Here is a 17,261-nt window from a genome sequence, read left to right as displayed (position 1 = left end):
TAGTCCTGTCGCAACGACAAGACACGAAGGGGCAGGGCATGTGCCGTTGGGCCGCCTATCTGGGCCAGGCGATCTTTCTGGAGGATATCGTCAGCCGGCCGGCGCATTCGTTGATCCGGCAAAGCCAGGGCGCGACGCGCTGCCACACGCCGGTCAATGCCGACGGCTTCGGGCTGGCCTGGTATGGCGAGCGGGAAGAGCCCGGACTCTATCGTGACGTGATGCCGGCCTGGTCGGACCCGAACCTGCGCAGCCTGGTCGCGCAGGTGCGATCGCGCCTGTTCATGGCCCATGTGCGGGCCTCGACCGGGACCGCGACCAGCCGCAACAACTGCCATCCCTTTGCCGTCGGCCGCTGGTCCTTCATGCATAACGGCCAGTTCGGCGGCTATGACACCTGGCGCCGCGACGCCGAATTGCTGATCCCCGAGGCGCATTACCTGCACCGCAAGGGCGCGACCGACAGCGAGGCGCTGTTCCTGATCGCGCTGGGGGAAGGGCTGGATCACGATCCGAAGGGCGCGATGGAACGGGCGATGGCGCGGATGACCGACCTGGCCATGCGCCGGGGCGCCGCGCCGCATGTCCGCGCGACCTGCGCCTTTTCGGACGGCCGCTCGCTCTATGCGATCCGCCACGCCAGCGACGATTGCGCGCCAAGCCTGTTCTATCGCTGGTCGGAAACCCGGCAGGGCTATGCCGTGGTCTCGGAACCGCTGGAAACGGACGAGGACGACTGGCAGGAAGTGCCGCAAGGCAGTTTCTGCGGCTTCGGCCCCGACCATGTCAGCATCGGTGCCTTCGCGCCCGAGACGGCGGCGGTCCGCGCCGCCTGAGCGCTCAGGCCGGGTCGCTGCCCTTGCGCGGCGCCGGGGGCGTCGAATCGGGCGCGGCATTGTCCTCGGCGGGCGCCGCGGCATGATCCGATTTCATCGGCGCGGCGGATTCGGGCAGGCGCGGCGTGGGTTCGGGATCGCGCATGGGCGTCGCGCTGGCGGGATATTCGGGCTGCGGCCGGCGCGCGATGCCCTCGCTGCGAATATCGGCGGCGGGTTTCGCCCGCCGGAAGACCAGGACGTTGTGATAGATCGTCGCCCGGCCGGTCAGCCCGCTGCGTTCCTCGCTTGGCAGGGTCTCGGCCCGGACGTAATCCCAGCCGTCACCCGCCATCCGGTTCAGCTCCGCCGCCAGCGCCAGCGCATAGCGATCCGCCGGGGTCTTGGCCGATCTGGACTTCTCGCCCCGGTCGGGTGCGGCGATGACGGTATATTCAAAGGCCATGATGGGTCCTGTTCGCGGTCTCTGCCGCATCCTAGAGGAGGCGGCGGGCGAAGAAAAGCACGAGCGCCGCGGCAGGCGAGGTGGCCCGTCCCGCACCTACAGGCGCGGGATCACTCCCATTCGATGGTGCCCGGCGGCTTCGAGGTCACGTCATAGGTGACGCGGTTGATGCCCTTCACTTCGTTGATGATCCGCGTCGCGGTCTCGCCCAGGAAATCGTGGCTGAAGGGATAGTAATCCGCCGTCATCCCGTCGACCGAGGTCACGGCCCGTAGCGCGCAGGCATAGTCATAGGTGCGCCCGTCGCCCATCACGCCGACCGTGCGCACCGGCAGGATCGCCACGAAGGCCTGCCAGATCTCGTCATAGAGCCCATGCCTGCGGATCTGGTCGATATAGACGGCATCGGCCTTGCGCAGGATCTCCAGCTTCTCGCGGGTGATCTCGCCGGGGCAGCGGATGGCCAGGCCGGGGCCGGGGAAGGGGTGGCGGCCGATGAAGCTCTCGGGCAGGCCCAGCTCGCGGCCCAGGGCGCGGACCTCGTCCTTGAAGAGCTCGCGCAGCGGCTCGACCAGCTTCAGGCCCATCTTCTCGGGCAGGCCACCCACATTGTGATGCGACTTGATCGTGACCGAGGGCCCGCCGCTGAAGGACACGCTCTCGATCACGTCCGGATAGAGCGTGCCCTGCGCCAGGAACTCGGCGCCCTCGATCTGGTTGGCATATTTCTGAAAGACGTCGATGAACAGCCTGCCGATGGTCTTGCGCTTGGTCTCGGGGTCCGAGACGCCGTCCAGCGCGCCCAGGAACAGCTCGGATTCATCGGCATGGATCAGCGGGATGTTGTAGTTGTCGCGGAACATCGCGACCACCTCCTGCGCCTCGTTCTGCCGCAGAAGCCCATGATCGACGAAGACGCAGGTCAGCTGATCGCCGATCGCCTCGTGGATCAGCACCGCCGCGACCGAACTGTCCACGCCCCCCGACAGCCCGCAGATCACCTTGCGGTCGCCGACCTGCTCGCGGATCTTGCGGATCGCCTCGGCGCGATAGCCGGCCATGGTCCAGTCGCCGGCAAAGCCCGCCAGGCGCAGGAAATTCTCCAGCATGACGCGGCCGTTCGGGGTGTGATGCACCTCGGGATGGAACTGCACCGCATAGAAGCGCCGCGCCTCGTCGGCGATCATCGCCAGGGGCGCGCCCGGCGACGTGCCGATCACCTCGAAACCCGGCGCCAGCGCGGTCACGCGGTCGCCATGGCTCATCCAGACCTCCTCGCGGCCCTCCTCGAACAGCCCGGCAAAGATCCCGTCGCCCTTGTGGCCGGGGGCCGGCGCGATGAAGGCGCGGCCGTATTCGGCATGATGCCCGGCCTCGACCTTGCCGCCCAGCTGCGCCATCATCACCTGCTGGCCATAGCAGATGCCGAAGACCGGCACGCCCATCTCGAACAGCGCCTGCGGCGCGCGCGGGCTGCCCTCGCGCGTCACGCTGTCGGGCCCGCCCGACAGGATCACCGCCTGCGGGGCAAGCTCCTGCAGCTTCGCCTCGGTCAGCAGGTTGTAGGGATGGATCTCGCAATAGACGTTCAGCTCGCGCAGCCTGCGCGCGATCAACTGGGTCACCTGAGAGCCGAAATCGATGATGAGAAGGCGCTGATGCTGGGTCATGATTGCGGCTTTAAGCGCCCCGCCGCCGCCGCGCAAGAGGGCAGCGAAACGCACCCACCCCGCATCTTCTTCCCCGCATCTTCTTCGTTGCCGAAATACCCTCGGGGGGTCCGGGGGGCCGACAGCCCCCCGGCGCTCGCGGGACGCAAACGCGGGCTCAGCGTTCCGGCACCAGCCCGCGCGGGGCGAAGCGCAGCACCAGCAGCAAGACCAGCCCCATCGCGATGAAGCGCATATGCGGCGAACCGGACAGCAGATGCGACTTCAGCCCGCCATCCGGCAGCGGCAGGGTCAGCAACCCGATCAGCGCCGGCCCCCAGACCTCGGCCTTGATCCACAGAAACCAGATCAGCACCGCCCCCAGCACCGAGCCCCAGTTGTTGCCCGAGCCGCCGACGATCACCATCACCCAGATCAGGAAGGTATAGCGCAGCGGGTTGTAGCTCGACGGTGCCAGCAGCCCGTCCAGCGTCACCATCATCGCCCCCGAGATCCCGATCACCGCCGAGCCGATGACGAAGATCTGCAGGTGCCGCGCGGTGACATGCTTGCCCATCGCCTCGGCGGCGGTCTCGTTGTCGCGGATCGCGCGCATCATCCGCCCCCAGGGCGAGTTCAGCGCCAGCTGCGCCAGCAGGATCAGCGTCAGCAGCACGACCAGGAACAGCGACATGTAGCCCAGCTTCACCCAGACGCCCGAGCCGGTGGCGGCGGTGAAGCCCCAGCTCTGGGCGAATTCGACGAATTCCGGGTTGCGCTGCAGCTGCACCTCGTAGGGCACCGGGCGCGGGATGGCGGTGATGTTCTTGACGCCGCGTGCCAGCCATTCCTCGTTGCGCAAGACGGCCACGATGATCTCGCCGATCCCCAGCGTGGCGATCGCCAGGTAGTCCGAGCGCAGCCCCAGCGCCACCTTGCCGATCGCCCAGGCGGCGGCGGCGGCGAAGATCCCGCCGACCAGCCAGGACAGCAGGATCGGCAGGCCCAGCCCGCCGATATTGCCGTGGCGGGCGGGGTTGTTCGCCTCGATGGCGGTGACGGCGGGGTCGAACAGCCAGCGATAGATCACGAATCCCGCGATCAGGATCAGCGTGACGGCCAGCCCGCGCCCCGCGCGCAGCCGGTGCCAGGCCATCGAGGCCAGCGCCAGCGTGCCCAGCCCGGCCAGCAGCGCGGCCATCAGCCGCGGCCCGCCCGCGGCCCAGGCGCCTTCCACCGGCGGCAGCGAGATCAGGATCGGCGCCAGCGCCCCCAGCGCCAGGAAGCCGACGACCCCGGCATTGAACAGGCCCGCATAGCCCCATTGCATGTTCACCCCAAGCGCGGTGATGGCCGAGATCAGCCCCATGTTCAGGATCGCCAGCGAGGTGTTCCAGCTGCCCGAGAACATCGCGTTGCGCACCGTGCCCTCCAGCAGGAACAGCACGGCGAGGATGGCGAACAGGACGGGCGCGCGCCAGCGGCTGGAGGCGGCGGCTTGACGGTTGGTGGACATCAGGCGGCCTCCTTATACCGACTTGCCGCGGAACAGGCCGGTCGGCCTGAACAGCAGCACAACGATCAGAATGACGAAGCTGACGGCGAACTTGTATTCCGTCCCCAGCAGCTGCAGCAGCCCGGCGGGCTGCCAGTCGGGCGCCAGATAGCCCGCCACCTTGCGCCAGGGATAGGTCACCGCGACCTCAGAAAAGGCGACGATGAAGCCGCCGGCGATGGCGCCGACCGGGTTGCCCAGTCCCCCCACGATGGCGGCCGCGAAGATCGGCAGCAGCATCTGGAAATAGTTGAACGGCCGGAAGGACTTGTCCAGCCCGTAAAGGACGCCGGCGATGGTCGCCAGCCCCGCCGCGATGATCCAGGTCAGCCGCACCACGCGCTCGGGGTCGATCCCCGACAGCAGCGCCAGGTCCTCGTTGTCGGAATAGGCGCGCATGGCCTTGCCCGAGCGGGTCCGGTTCAGGAACCAGAACAGCGCCCAGACCACGGCCACGGCGACCACCACGGTCAGCACCTGCGTGCCGCGCAGCGCCAGCCCCTCGGACAGGCCCGACCATTCGCGGAATTCGCGGGCATTGATGACGAAGCGGGTGCCGTCGTCGAAGCGCCGCTCGTCGACGCCGATCAGCAGGCGGGTCAGCCCGTTCAGCACGAACATGACCCCGACCGAGGCCATCACGAAGATGATCGGCGCCGCCCGCTGCACGCGATAGAAGCGATAGACGGCGCGGTCGGTCGCCAGCACCAGCACCGCGGTCGCGGCAATGCCCAGGGGCAGCGCCAGAAGCGCGGTGGGCAGCGGGCCGAAGCTGATGCCGAAGCTCTGCAGCATCCAGGTGAACAGGATGGTGATGGCCGTGCCGATCGCCATCGTGTCGCCATGGGCGAAGTTCGAGAAGCGCAGGATGCCGTAGATCAGCGTCACCCCCAGCGCGCCCAGGGCCAGCTGCGCGCCATAGGCGGTGGCGGGGATGACGACGTAGTTCAGGATGGCCACCAGGGCATTCAGGATATCCATAAGTCAGCCCCCCAGGAAGGTGCGCCGGACCTCGGGGTCGGCCATCAGCGCGGCACCCGTGTCGGTATAGCGGTTGGTGCCCTGCACCAGGACATAGCCGATATCGGCGATCTCCAGGGCCTGGCGGGCGTTCTGTTCCACCATCAGGATCGAGATGCCGCTGCGGGCGATCTCGATGATGCGGTCGAACAGCTCGTCCATGACGATGGGGCTGACGCCCGCGGTGGGCTCGTCCAGCATCAGCAGGCGGGGGCGGGTCATCAGCGCGCGGCCGACGGCGACCTGCTGGCGCTGGCCGCCCGACAGCTCGCCCGCCGGCTGGCGGCGCTTGGTCCTGAGGATCGGGAACAGCTCGTAGACCTGCTCCATCGTGGCGGCGATGTCGCCCGTGCGGATGAAGGCGCCCATCTCCAGGTTCTCCTCGACCGTCATCGAGGGAAAGACGTTGTGGACCTGCGGCACGAAGCCCATGCCCTTGCGCACCCGGTCCTGCGGCGACAGGCCGGTGATGTCCTCGCCGTCCAGCGTCACGCGGCCCTCGCGCAAGGGCAGCATTCCGAAGACCGCCTTCATGGCGGTGGACTTGCCCGCGCCGTTGGGGCCGACGATCACCGCGATCTGGCCCTTGTCCACGTTCAGCGTGCAGCCATGCAGGATGTCGGCCTTGCCATAGCCGCCGCGCATCGCCGTCGCGGACAGGAAATGCGCCGCATCGGCGGCGGCAGCGGCGGTTTCCGCGGGAGTGGTCGCGGTCACGCTCATGCATCACCTCCGGCCAGTTCGGCCTTCACCTTGTTCTTCAGACCGGTGCCCAGATAGGCCTCGATCACGTCCTCGTTCTTCATGATCTCGTCGGCGGATCCCTCGGCCAGCACCTTGCCCTCGGCCATGACGATCACCGGGTCGCACAGCCGGCCGATGAAATCCATGTCATGCTCGATCACGCAGAAGGTATAGCCGCGCTCCTTGTTCAGGCGCACGATGGCGTCGCCGATGGTGCCCAGAAGCGTCCGGTTCACGCCCGCGCCGACCTCGTCCAGGAAGACGATCTTGGCGTCGACCATCATCGTGCGGCCCAGTTCCAGCAGCTTCTTCTGCCCGCCCGACAGGTTGCCGGCCTTTTCGGTGGCCAGGTGCCGGATCGTCAGGAAATCCAGCACCTCGTCGGCGCGCTTGCGCAGCTCGGCCTCTTCGCGGGCGATCTGGCCGCGGCGGAACCAGGTGTTCCACAGCACCTCGCCCGACTGGCCGCCGGGAACCATCATCAGGTTCTCGCGCACGGTCATCGAGGCGAATTCATGCGCCAGCTGGAAGGTGCGCAGCAGCCCGCGATGGAACAGCTGGTGCGGGGGCAGGCCGGTGATGTCCTGGCCGTCCATGTAGACATGGCCCGATGTCGGCGGCAGCACGCCCGCGATCACGTTGAACAGCGTTGTCTTTCCGGCGCCGTTGGGTCCGATCAGCCCGGTGATCGAGCCTTTCTCGATGGTCAGGCTGGCGCCGTCCACGGCACGAAAGCCGCCGAAATGTCTGTGTAGGTCCTCGACCCTGATCATTATACGTCCCTGTCTTCACGCCATTGGTGAAGGATGACCGCCTTGGCGGTTCTTGTCATTGAAAAAAGGCCCGACACCCGATCCGGGCGCCGGGCCGGAGCATGGCTCGGTCCTCAGCGATAGCCGATGACTTCCATTTCGCCACCCGAGAAGGAGACCTCGCGATAGACGCCGGCCGATTCGCCCGGTCCGACCAGTTCCACCGAGGTCGCGCCGACATAGTCGACATCGCCACCCTCGGCGATGATCTCCAGCGCCCTTTCCAGCTGGCCCGGCAGGATCTGCTCGCCGGGTTCGTTGGCGATATCCATCACGCTGTCCTTGTAGACATTGGGATCGCTGGAGCCGGCCTTGGCCATCGCCAAGAGGATCAGCGCGGCGGCGTCATAGGATTCGGCCGCGAAGGCGCCCGAGCCGTCGAAGCCCGCTTCCTGCGCCATGGCGATGAAGGTGTCGCGGCCCTCGCCCTCGGCGGCGGGGTTCTGGCCGAAGCTGCCGTCGATCTCGGCGCCGAAATTGGTGACCAGCGCCTGGCCGATCATGCCGTCGGGGAAGACGAAGGTGTCGAAGGCGCCGGTATCCAGCGCGCCGCGCACGATCCCCGAGCCGCCCTGGTCGACATAGCCCGCCACGACCAGCGCGTCGCCGCCGGCCGAGGCCAGGGCCGCGACTTCGGCCGAATAGTCGGGCTTGCCGTCGTCATGGGGCGAATTCACCGTGACGGTGCCGCCCTTCTCCGCGAAGGCCGCGGCGAAGCTGTCGGCCAGGCCCTTGCCGTAATCGTTGTTGGTATAGGTCACCGCGACCGTGTCGATGCCCTTTTCCAGGATGATGTCGGCCATCACTTCGCCCTGGCGCGCATCCGAGGGCGAGGTGCGGAAGAACAGCCCGTTATCCTCGATCGTGGACAGCGCCGGTGAGGTCGCCGAGGGCGAGATCATCACGATGCCGTTGGGCAGCGCCACGTTTTCCAGCGTGGCGATGGTCTCGCCCGAGCACATGCCGCCGACGATGCCCTTCACGCCCTCGGCGGTGATCAGGCGCTCGGCCGCGGCGGTGGCGGCGGCGGCGTCGATGCAGGTCGTGTCGCCGGTGACGGCGACCACGGTCGAGCCATCCAGCAGCTTGCCGGAATCGCTGACCTCCCTCATCGCCAGTTCGGCGCCCCTCTGCATGTCGGGCGACATCGATTCCAGCGGCCCGGTAAAGCCGAACAGGATACCCAGTTTGATCTCTTCGGCACCCGCGGCGCCGGTCAGCAGCGCGCTTGCAGCGGTGGCGAGAAGAAGCTTTTTCATTTGGTCGTCTCCCAGTTGGAACAAGGTCCTGCACGGCAGGTTAGAAGCGCCTTGCCCAAAAGGGAAGCAGGATGTCACGCGCAAGTCATGACGAATCCGGCAGGATTACGTGGCGTCAGTGGCGGGCGGCGCGGCGAAACGGCCAGGCAAGCAGGCCGGGCAGCAGCCAGCCCGCCAGAAATCCGATTCCGGCGGCGATCAGCCCGGCCGAGGTGACGGGAATCGCGGGGCGGAAATCGCCCCAAGTCGCGGCCAGCGTCTCGCGGTCGCGCAGCCGGTGGGGCAGGGCCATCCGCTCCAGCGGCGCGGCCATGCGCAGCATCGCCAGGTCGGCGCGGGCATGTTCCAGCCGCGCGAAGCTGCGGCGCATGTCGGCCTGGTGGGCGTCGCGGAAGCCGCTGCCCGTCAGGTCGGCCAGCGCCGCCTCGCGGCTCAGCCCGGCGCGGCTGGCGCTGGCGTCGAATTCGGCGGCCACGCGGGTCAGCGCATCGACCTGGCCGCCCAGGCGCTGGACATACTGGTCCGAGAAGGCGGGAAACTGCGACAGGCCCGCCGCCAGCGCGGCAGCGGGGATCAGCCGCAGCACCCCCATCACGCGGCCGGCGAGGGCAGGCCGGCCGCGAAGACCGGCCGATAGGTCGCGCTCAGCCGTTCCACCGCCTCGGCGGGCGACATCTCGGTGGTCTCGCCGCTGCGGCGGCTGGTCAGCTCGACCTTGTTGGCGGCCAGCCCGCGCGGGCCGACGGTGATCCGCCAGGGCAGGCCGATCAGGTCCATGGTGGCGAATTTCGCGCCCGCCCGTTCGTCGCGGTCGTCATAGAGCGGATCCAGCCCGCGCGCCTTCAGCTCGGCATAGAGCGCCTCGCAGGCGCTGTCGGTCGCGACGTCGCCCTGCTTGAGGTTGACGATGCCGACATGGAAGGGGGTCACGCCCTCGGGCCAGATGATGCCCTTGTCGTCATGGCTGGCCTCGATGATCGCGCCCAGCAGGCGGGAAACGCCGATGCCGTGGCTGCCCATGTGGACCGGCACCCGCGCCCCGTCCGGGCCGACGACGGTGGCGCCCATCGGCTCGGAATACTTGGTGCCGAAATAGAAGATCTGGCCGACCTCGATGCCGCGGGCGACCCGGCGGCGATCCTCGGGGACCTGCGCGAAGACCGCCTCGTCATGGGTCTCGTCGGTGCGGGCATAGCGGCTGGTGAATTCCTCCAGCACGGCCTGGCACTGCGCCTTGTCGTCATAGTCGATGTCGCGGCTGCCGAATTTCAGGTCGGTGATCTGGCTGTCATAGAAGACCTCGGATTCGCCGGTTTCGGCCAGCACCAGGAATTCATGCGTGTAATCGCCGCCGATCGGCCCGCCATCGGCGCGCATCGGGATCGCCTGCAACCCCATGCGTTCATAGGTGCGCAGGTAGCTGACCAGGTGGCGGTTATAGGCGTGCAGCGCGTCTTCCCTGGTCAGGTCGAAGTTGTAGCCGTCCTTCATCAGGAATTCGCGCCCGCGCATCACCCCGAAGCGCGGCCGGATCTCGTCGCGGAACTTCCACTGGATGTGATACAGCGTCAGCGGCAGGTCCTTGTAGCTGTTCACATGGCTGCGGAAGATGTCGGTGATCATCTCCTCGTTGGTCGGGCCGTAAAGCAGGTCGCGCTTGTGGCGGTCGCGGATGCGCAGCATCTCCTCTCCGTAATCGTCGTAGCGGCCCGACTCGCGCCACAGGTCGGCCGGCTGCAGCGTCGGCATCAAGAGCGGGATATGCCCGGCGCGCGTCTGTTCCTCGTGCACGATCTGCTCGATCCGGCGCAGCACCTTGAACCCCAGCGGCAGCCAGGAATAGATCCCCGCGGCCTGCTGCTTGATCATGCCCGAACGCAGCATCAGCCGGTGGCTGACGATCTGGGCCTCTTTGGGGTCCTCTTTCAGGACGGGCAGGAAATAGCGCGACAGACGCATGGGCGGGGTCCTTCGTGACGGTTCGGCCGAGCGTTAGCGGATCGGCCGCCCCTTGCCAAGCACCCCGCCACCCATGTCGCCGTGCATATCGGCGTGAACCAACCGGCGCCCAGGCGCGTTCATCCGCGCTGACGCGCTTGCAACCGACGCAGGCTGCGGTCACATTCCACGGGCGCGAAAACAGGAGAAGCGGCGATGCGGATGCCGGTGCAGAAACAGCTGGTCTGGTGGGGGATCGGGGCGGTGATCCTGCTGGTCGCCATGTGGCTGCTGGGCCAGCCCATCCTGCCCTTCATCCTGGGCGCGGGCGTCGCCTATCTGCTGGACCCGGTGGCCGACCGGCTGGAGCGGATGGGCCTGTCGCGGACCATGGCCGTGGTGGTCATCACCGCCGGCGCCGTGGTCATCCTTGCCGCCGTGGTCCTGCTGGTCATGCCGCTGCTGCTGCGCCAGGCGGTGGCGCTGATCGACACCGCGCCCGACATGCTGGAACAGGCGCGCAGCTTCGTCTCGGCCCGCTTCCCCGAGCTTCTGCCCGCCGACGGCACCGTCGGCACCGCGCTGACCGACCTGGGCAAGGCGATGGGCGAGCAGATGGGCAGCGTGGCGACGACCGTGATCGGCTCGGTCGGGGGCGTCATCAGCACCATCGCGCTGCTGGTCATCGTGCCAGTCGTGGCCTTCTACCTGCTGCTGGACTGGGACAAGATGGTCGAGGAGATCGACCGGCTGCTGCCGCGCGAACACGCCCCCACCGTCCGCCGCCTGGCGCGCGAGATCGACGAGGCGCTGTCGGGCTTCGTGCGCGGGCAGGGGCTGGTGATCCTGATCCTGGGAACCTGGTATTCCATCGCGCTGATGCTGGTCGGGCTGCCCTTCGGCTTCTTCATCGGCATCACGGCGGCGGTGCTGTCCTTCATCCCCTATGTCGGCGTGCTGATCGGCGGCGCGATGGCCATCGGGGTGGCGCTGTTCAGCTTCTGGGGCGATCCCCTGTGGATCGGCGCGGTGATCGCGATCTTCGCGCTGGGGCAGGTGGTCGAGGGCAATTACCTGCAGCCGAAGATCGTCGGCGGCCATGTCGGGCTGCACCCGGTCTGGCTGCTCTTGGCGCTGTCGGTCTTCGGCGCCCTGTTCGGCTTCGTGGGGCTGGTCATGGCGGTGCCGCTGGCCGCCGCGCTTGGCGTCATCGCCCGCTTCCTGATCGAGCGTTACCGCAGCAGCGCGCTCTATACCGGGCAGGAGGTGCCGCACGAGCCCGCCCAGCCCACGCTGATCGAGATCGTCCCCCGCGGCACCGTGGCCGAGAACATGCGCAAGGCGCGCCTGGCGGCGGATCGCGGCCGCGCCATGTCCGAGATCCAGACCATGCAGGAAGACCTGCGGCGCAAGGACGACCCGTGATCCCGGCCCTTTCCCGGCAGCTGACGCTGGACCTGACCACGCCCCCGGCCCATGCGCGCGCCGATTTCCTGCCCGCGCCGGCCAATGCCGATGCGCTGGCGGTGCTGGACGCGCCGCAGACCTGGCCGCAGGGCCGGATGCTGCTGATCGGCCCCGAGGGCGCCGGCAAGACCCATATGGCGGCCTTCTGGGCGGCCGAGAACGGCGCCCGCCGCGTCACCGCCGCCAGCCTGCGCCCCGATGCCGCCGACCAGCTGGCGGCCGAGGGCGGCGCGCTGGTGGTCGAGGATGCCGATCACGCGGGCTTCGCGGCCGGGGCGGAACAGGCGCTGTTCCACCTGTGGAACCTCTGCGCGCCGCGCGACTGCCTGCTGCTGCTGACCGCGCGGGCCGCGCCGCGCGACTGGGGGCTGGTGCTGCCCGACCTGCGAAGCCGCATGGACGCCATGCCGCAGGTCCGGCTGGGCGCCCCGGACGAGGGGCTTCTGGCCGCCGTGCTGGTCAAGCTGTTCGCCGACCGCCAGCAAAGCGTGCCCGCCGGGCTGATCGACTGGCTGGTGCTGAACATGGACCGCGACCTGGGGCTGGCACGCCGGCTGGTCGCGGCCATCGATCGCGCCGCGCTGGCCGACAAGCGGCCGATCAACCGCCGCATCGCGGCAGAGCTGCTGGACAAGCTGACGACGCCTGACGCATGATCGGCCGGCACCGGATTGCGGTGCGCCCTGCGCCAGAATTGCGATGACCCAAGCCGATTTCCTCCGCACCCCGTTCCCCGAACCCGTCGACCTGCCCGGCGGCCTGCCCGAAGGCCCTGCACGTTTCTTCAACCGAGAGCTGAGCTGGCTGTCCTTCAACTGGCGCGTACTGGACGAGGCGCGCAATCCCCGCGTGCCGCTGCTGGAGCGGCTGCGATTCGTCTCGATCAGCGCGACCAACCTGGACGAGTTCTACACCGTCCGGGTCGCCGGCCTGCGCGAACTGGTGCGCGAGGGCAACACCACCCCCTCGGATGACGGGCTGACCCCGGCCGAGCAGCTGAGCCTGATCAACGCCGATGCCCGCCGCCTGATGGGCGCGCAGCAGGGCGTCTGGAACCGGCTGCGCCGCGAGATGGAGGAGGCCGGGATCATGATCCTGTCGCGCTCCAGCGTGACGCGCGCCGAAGAGGAATTCCTGCGCCGCTATTTCGAAAGCAAGGTGTTTCCGGTCCTGTCGCCGCTGGCGATCGATCCGGCGCATCCCTTCCCCTTCATCCCGAATGCCGGCTTCTCGCTGGGGCTGGAACTGGCGCGCAACAGCGACGGGCGGCAGATGCAGGCGCTGCTGCCGATCCCCGCGCAGCTGACCCGCTTCATCCCGCTGCCGGGGGGCGAGCGATTCCTGCGGCTGGAGGATCTGCTGCTGATGCATCTGGCCAGCCTGTTCCCCGGCTATCGCGATGTCGGCCATTGCGCCTTCCGGGTGCTGCGCGACAGCGACCTGGAGGTCGAGGAAGAGGCCGAGGACCTGGTGCGCGAATTCGAGACCGCGCTGAAGCGCCGCCGCCGCGGCAGCGTCATCCGCCTGAAGATCACCTCGGGCGCGCCGGACCGGCTGCGCCGCCTGATCATGGAGGAGCTGGAGGTCAGCCCCGACGAGGTGATCGAGGTCGAGGGCCTTCTGGGCATGGCCGACCTGCGCGAACTGGTGCTGGAAAACCGCCGCGACCTGCTGTGGCCGGGCTTCACCCCGCGCGTGCCGGAACGGGTGCAGGACCATCACGGCGACATGTTCGCCGCGATCCGCCAGAAGGACATGCTGCTGCATCACCCCTACGAGACCTTCGACATGGTGGTGCGTTTCCTGGCGCAGGCGGCGCGCGATCCCGATGTGCTGGCGATCAAGCAGACGCTCTATCGCACCAGCCGCGACAGCTCGATCGTCGATGCGCTGTGCGAGGCGGCCGAGGCGGGCAAGTCGGTGACCGCGCTGGTCGAGCTGAAGGCCCGCTTCGACGAGGCCGCCAATATCCGCCAGTCGCGGCGGCTGGAGCGGTCGGGCGCGCATGTCGTCTATGGTTTCGTGAACTACAAGACCCATGCCAAGATCAGCACCATCGTGCGGCGCGAGGGCGAGAACCTGGTGACCTATACCCATTACGGCACCGGCAACTATCACCCGATTACCGCGCGCATCTATACCGACCTGTCGCTGTTCACCTGCGACCCGGCGCTGGGGCGCGACGCCACCAAGGTTTTCAACTACTTGTCCGGCTATGTTCAACCGGACGGACTGGAGAACCTGTCGATCTCGCCCATCGACCTGAAGGAGAATCTGCTGTCGCTGATCGCACGCGAGGCGGAATATGCCCGCCAGGGCCGCCGCGCCGCGATCTGGGCCAAGATGAACTCGTTGATCGAGAAGGACGTGATCGAGGCGCTCTATGCCGCCAACGCCGCCGGGGTGAAGATCAGCCTGGTGGTGCGCGGCATCTGCGGAATACGTCCCGGCATCAGGGGGTTGTCCGAGAATATTCGGGTAAAGTCTATCGTCGGGCGCTATCTGGAACATTCCCGCATCGTCTGTTTCGGCAATGGCCACGGGCTTCCCTCGAAGAAGGCGCGGGTCTTCATCAGCTCGGCCGACTGGATGGACCGCAACCTGTCGCGGCGGGTCGAAACGCTGGTCGAATGCCTCAACGACACGGTGAAGGCGCAGATCGTCAGCCAGGTCATGGCCGCGAACATGGCCGACGAGGCGCAGAGCTGGCTGCTGCAGCCCGACGGGCGCTTCGTGCGCTATCTGCCCGACGGCCGGGACGATCTGTTCAACTGTCACAGGTTCTTCATGGAAAACCCGTCACTTTCGGGCCGGGGCACCGCGGGGGCACGCGACGTCCCGGCACTGACCCATTCCGCCGATTGACCGGCGCCAAGGATCGGGTCATTAACGCCCCGATGCGCAAGCAGGAGTCCTGGATGAACGGCGTTCTGACCACCACCGGCCGCAAGATCGAGCCCTTCGGCAAGACCTTCGAGAAATTGCCCAAGCGGGCGCTGAAGCGGGTGGGGGTCGTCGATGTCGGCTCGAACTCGATCCGGCTGGTGGTCTTCGACGGGGCGGCGCGCTCTCCGGCCTATTTCTACAACGAGAAGGTGATGGCCGGGCTGGGCCAGGACATGGCCCGCACCGGGCGGCTGAACCCCGCCGGCGTCGAGCGCGGCTTTGCGGCGCTGTGCCGCTTCGCCGCGCTGGCCCGCGGCATGGACATCACGCCGATGACCTGCGTGGCCACGGCGGCGGTGCGCGAGGCCGAGGACGGCCCCGCCTTCCAGCGCCGGGTCGAGCGCGAGACCGGCCTGAAGCTGCATGTCATCGACGGCGAGGAAGAGGCGCGGCTGTCGGCGCAGGGCGTGCTGCTGGGCTGGCCGGACGCCGCCGGGCTGGTCTGCGACATCGGCGGCAACTCGATGGAGCTGGCCGAGGTCGGCGGCGGCAAGGTCGGCGCGCGGGCGAGCTCGCAGCTGGGGCCGTTCCGGCTGCAGCAGGTGCAGGGCGGCAGGTCCGGGCTGCGCAAGCATATCCGCGCGATCATGGCCGGGCTGGCCGAGAAGATGGGCACCGACCACCGGCGCATCTACCTGGTCGGCGGATCGTGGCGGGCAATCGCCCGGCTGGACATGGAGCGGCGGCAATATCCGATGACCGTGCTGCATGAATACCGCATGACCCCCGAGGACGTGCGCAAGACCGTGGACTGGATCGCCGCCGGCGACCTGAACGAGCTGCGCGGGCGGGTCGGCATTTCCTCGTCGCGGATGGATCTGGTGCCGCTGGCCTCGCAGGTGCTGTCCGAACTGGTCGCGACATTCGCGCCCGAGGAACTGGCGGTCTCCAGCTTCGGCATCCGCGAGGGGCTGCTTTACGAACACATGTCCCACGACCTGCGCCGCCGCGACCCGCTGATCGAGGCCGCCCGCTTCTCCGAGCGGCAGATGGCGCGGATGCCCGGCTTCGGCAAGAAGCTGTACCAGTTCCTGCAGCCGATCTTCGCCGAGGCCCCGCCCGAAGAGGACCGGCTGATTCGCGCGGCCTGCCTGCTGCATGACACGACATGGCGGGCGCATCCCGATTACCGGGCCGAGGCCTGTTTCGACAATGTCACCCGCGCCAACATGGCCGCGATCAGCCATCCCGAGCGGGTCTTCCTGGGGCTGGCGCTGCTGCATCGCTACAAGAACAGCCGCGCCAATTCGATCCTGGCGCCGCTCTTCGCGCTGCTCTCCGAGGACGAGATCCGCCGCGCCGAAATCCTGGGCAAGGCGATGCGCTTCGGGGCGATGTTCTCGATCGAGGACCCGGACGAGGCGGCCGCGCTGAAATTCCTGCCCGAGAAGGGCCGGCTGGAGCTGCATCTGACCCGGATGGGGCGCGAGCTGATGGGCGAGGTCGCCCATGCGCGCTTCAAGTCGCTGTGCAGCTCGATGGAGGTCGAGCCGGTCGTGCAGGCCTGACGGCAGCACGCCCGGCGCGGCAATGCGGATGCACGTGCGTCAAGGAACCGCACGCGCTTCGGATCGCGTTGCAACATGACAACAGGGCAACATTCCTTGACGCACGATCCGCGGCGATATCTAGTCGCGGATGCGGCGAGCATTGTCGAATTCCCGACATTTGACGCGCCATCCGACGTTTTTTTGGTCATTCCGGTTTACAAAGGGGAAAGCCGTTGCCGAAAGCCGCGCAGGATCGCCTCCAGGCCCTTGGCTGGCTGTCCGAGCGGGCCGAGGACTTCCAGCAGGCGGTCCTCTCGGCCGCGACGGTCAGGCGGTATGGGACGGGCGAATACACGCATCATATCGGCGATGCGCCGGGCGGCATCTATTGCGTGCAGCAGGGCAGCTTCGCCGTGCTGGCCCAGAACGCGGCCTCCAGCATCGTGCTGGGCCATGTGATGCGCCGGGGCGGCTGGTTCGGGCAGGGGCCGCTGATGACCGGGCGGCCGCGGGCGCTGACCTTCAGGGCGATGGAGCCGTCCAGCGTGCTCTACCTGTCGCTGGCCAGGATCGACGAGATCTGCCGGCGGATGCCGCAGGGCCAGCTGGGTTTCGCCACGCTGACCGAATACAATTCCGTCATCAGCTACCGGATCATCTCGGAACTGCTGATCCGGCGTTCGGACCAGCGCATCGCCGCGGTGCTGCTGCGTCTCCTGGGCCAGAATGAAGCGGGGACCGATGCGGGGACCGCTGCTGCGGCCGATCCTGGCGCGGATGGCGGGGCGGGGCTGCCGTTGACCCAGGCGGATCTTGCCGAGATGGCGAATGTCTCGCGCCATACCGCGAATGCGGTGCTGGGCCAGTTCGAGCATCGCGGCTGGGTCCGGCTGGGCTATGGGCGGATCGCCCTGCTGGACGAGGCGGGGCTGCGCGATCTGCTGGCCGCCGACGGCTGACGCGACGGCCTGGCCCCCTGCCATGAAGAAAGGGCGCCGTCCTGGCGCCCTTTCGTCGTTTCTGCCAGGGGCAGGGGGGATCACATCATGCCGCCCATGCCGCCCATGTCGGGCATGCCGCCGCCGGCCGGAGCCTTCGGC

At 68.1% G+C, this 17,261-nt stretch carries 15 protein-coding genes; 6 read left to right on the top strand and 9 right to left on the bottom strand.

All coding sequences use genetic code 11. The annotated features are described in order from the left end of the window. Positions 1-38: 38 nt before the first annotated feature. Positions 39-836, top strand: a complete 798-nt coding sequence (locus C9E82_RS19735) for a class II glutamine amidotransferase (protein WP_119900549.1) — start codon at positions 39-41, stop codon at positions 834-836. A gap of 4 nt (positions 837-840) precedes the next feature. Here C9E82_RS19735 and C9E82_RS19730 read toward each other — a convergent pair whose 3' ends face one another. The 9 genes from C9E82_RS19730 to proS all read right to left on the bottom strand — a co-directional run bounded on the left by C9E82_RS19730 (position 841) and on the right by proS (position 10,279). Next, positions 841-1,281 (bottom strand): DUF4177 domain-containing protein, encoded by a 441-nt coding sequence (locus C9E82_RS19730; RefSeq protein ID WP_119900550.1) that lies wholly within the window; start codon positions 1,279-1,281, stop codon positions 841-843. A gap of 110 nt (positions 1,282-1,391) precedes the next feature. After that, positions 1,392-2,951 (bottom strand): glutamine-hydrolyzing GMP synthase, encoded by a 1,560-nt coding sequence (gene guaA / locus C9E82_RS19725; protein ID WP_119900551.1) that lies wholly within the window; start codon positions 2,949-2,951, stop codon positions 1,392-1,394. 157 nt (positions 2,952-3,108) lie between these two features. After that, positions 3,109-4,446, bottom strand: coding sequence for a branched-chain amino acid ABC transporter permease (locus tag C9E82_RS19720; RefSeq protein ID WP_119900552.1), 1,338 nt, complete (start codon positions 4,444-4,446; stop codon positions 3,109-3,111). Between the two features lie 12 nt (positions 4,447-4,458). After that, entirely contained in the window at positions 4,459-5,466 is a 1,008-nt protein-coding gene (locus C9E82_RS19715; protein ID WP_119900553.1) for a branched-chain amino acid ABC transporter permease, read from the bottom strand. 3 nt (positions 5,467-5,469) lie between these two features. After that, a complete protein-coding gene (locus tag C9E82_RS19710; RefSeq protein WP_240643669.1) occupies positions 5,470-6,150 on the bottom strand; it encodes an ABC transporter ATP-binding protein in 681 nt (226 codons plus the stop codon). Positions 6,151-6,224: 74 nt separating this feature from the next. After that, positions 6,225-7,022, bottom strand: coding sequence for an ABC transporter ATP-binding protein (locus C9E82_RS19705; protein ID WP_119900555.1), 798 nt, complete (start codon positions 7,020-7,022; stop codon positions 6,225-6,227). Between the two features lie 113 nt (positions 7,023-7,135). Then, entirely contained in the window at positions 7,136-8,320 is a 1,185-nt protein-coding gene (locus C9E82_RS19700; protein ID WP_119900556.1) for an ABC transporter substrate-binding protein, read from the bottom strand. 115 nt (positions 8,321-8,435) lie between these two features. Further along, entirely contained in the window at positions 8,436-8,912 is a 477-nt protein-coding gene (locus C9E82_RS19695) for a DUF2937 family protein (RefSeq protein ID WP_119900557.1), read from the bottom strand. Next, positions 8,912-10,279, bottom strand: coding sequence for a proline--tRNA ligase (gene proS, locus C9E82_RS19690; RefSeq protein WP_119900558.1), 1,368 nt, complete (start codon positions 10,277-10,279; stop codon positions 8,912-8,914). The genes C9E82_RS19695 and proS overlap by 1 nt, the downstream gene beginning before the upstream one ends. A gap of 195 nt (positions 10,280-10,474) precedes the next feature. Here proS and C9E82_RS19685 point away from each other — a divergent pair, with 195 nt between their 5' ends. From C9E82_RS19685 to C9E82_RS19665, 5 genes are all read left to right on the top strand, one after another. Further along, on the top strand, positions 10,475-11,683 hold the full coding sequence (locus C9E82_RS19685) for an AI-2E family transporter (RefSeq protein WP_119900559.1): 1,209 nt from the start codon (positions 10,475-10,477) through the stop codon (positions 11,681-11,683). Then, the gene (locus C9E82_RS19680; RefSeq protein ID WP_240643668.1) at positions 11,680-12,381 is read left to right on the top strand and encodes a P-loop NTPase family protein; all 702 of its coding nucleotides are present in this window, start codon (positions 11,680-11,682) and stop codon (positions 12,379-12,381) included. Before C9E82_RS19685 ends, C9E82_RS19680 begins: the two co-directional genes overlap by 4 nt. A 43-nt stretch (positions 12,382-12,424) precedes the next feature. Continuing rightward, positions 12,425-14,590: an RNA degradosome polyphosphate kinase gene (locus C9E82_RS19675; protein WP_119900560.1), complete on the top strand. Its 2,166-nt coding sequence runs from the start codon at positions 12,425-12,427 to the stop codon at positions 14,588-14,590. Between the two features lie 53 nt (positions 14,591-14,643). Then, complete coding sequence (locus tag C9E82_RS19670; protein ID WP_119900562.1) at positions 14,644-16,179, top strand: Ppx/GppA family phosphatase; 1,536 nt, start codon at positions 14,644-14,646, stop codon at positions 16,177-16,179. Positions 16,180-16,394: 215 nt separating this feature from the next. After that, complete coding sequence (locus tag C9E82_RS19665) at positions 16,395-17,120, top strand: Crp/Fnr family transcriptional regulator (RefSeq protein ID WP_122449373.1); 726 nt, start codon at positions 16,395-16,397, stop codon at positions 17,118-17,120. The last annotated feature ends 141 nt before the right edge of the window (positions 17,121-17,261 follow it).

The sequence above is a fragment of the Paracoccus sigandri genome, from assembly GCF_003709565.1.
Taxonomy (GTDB): domain Bacteria; phylum Pseudomonadota; class Alphaproteobacteria; order Rhodobacterales; family Rhodobacteraceae; genus Paracoccus; species Paracoccus siganidrum.
The sequence above is the reverse complement of the archived record's forward strand: the minus strand, read 5'-3'. Positions and strand labels throughout refer to the sequence as shown.

What these genes read in the sequence shown, in the direction of transcription:
- C9E82_RS19735 (WP_119900549.1), top strand. Translation starts at nt 39, where the DNA reads ATGTGCCGTTGGGCCGCCTATCTGGGCCAGGCGATCTTTCTGGAGGAT.
- C9E82_RS19730 (WP_119900550.1), bottom strand. Translation starts at nt 1,281, where the DNA reads ATGGCCTTTGAATATACCGTCATCGCCGCACCCGACCGGGGCGAGAAG.
- guaA (WP_119900551.1), bottom strand. Translation starts at nt 2,951, where the DNA reads ATGACCCAGCATCAGCGCCTTCTCATCATCGATTTCGGCTCTCAGGTG.
- C9E82_RS19720 (WP_119900552.1), bottom strand. Translation starts at nt 4,446, where the DNA reads ATGTCCACCAACCGTCAAGCCGCCGCCTCCAGCCGCTGGCGCGCGCCC.
- C9E82_RS19715 (WP_119900553.1), bottom strand. Translation starts at nt 5,466, where the DNA reads ATGGATATCCTGAATGCCCTGGTGGCCATCCTGAACTACGTCGTCATC.
- C9E82_RS19710 (WP_240643669.1), bottom strand. Translation starts at nt 6,150, where the DNA reads ATGCGCGGCGGCTATGGCAAGGCCGACATCCTGCATGGCTGCACGCTG.
- C9E82_RS19705 (WP_119900555.1), bottom strand. Translation starts at nt 7,022, where the DNA reads ATGATCAGGGTCGAGGACCTACACAGACATTTCGGCGGCTTTCGTGCC.
- C9E82_RS19700 (WP_119900556.1), bottom strand. Translation starts at nt 8,320, where the DNA reads ATGAAAAAGCTTCTTCTCGCCACCGCTGCAAGCGCGCTGCTGACCGGC.
- C9E82_RS19695 (WP_119900557.1), bottom strand. Translation starts at nt 8,912, where the DNA reads ATGGGGGTGCTGCGGCTGATCCCCGCTGCCGCGCTGGCGGCGGGCCTG.
- proS (WP_119900558.1), bottom strand. Translation starts at nt 10,279, where the DNA reads ATGCGTCTGTCGCGCTATTTCCTGCCCGTCCTGAAAGAGGACCCCAAA.
- C9E82_RS19685 (WP_119900559.1), top strand. Translation starts at nt 10,475, where the DNA reads ATGCGGATGCCGGTGCAGAAACAGCTGGTCTGGTGGGGGATCGGGGCG.
- C9E82_RS19675 (WP_119900560.1), top strand. Translation starts at nt 12,425, where the DNA reads ATGACCCAAGCCGATTTCCTCCGCACCCCGTTCCCCGAACCCGTCGAC.
- C9E82_RS19670 (WP_119900562.1), top strand. Translation starts at nt 14,644, where the DNA reads ATGAACGGCGTTCTGACCACCACCGGCCGCAAGATCGAGCCCTTCGGC.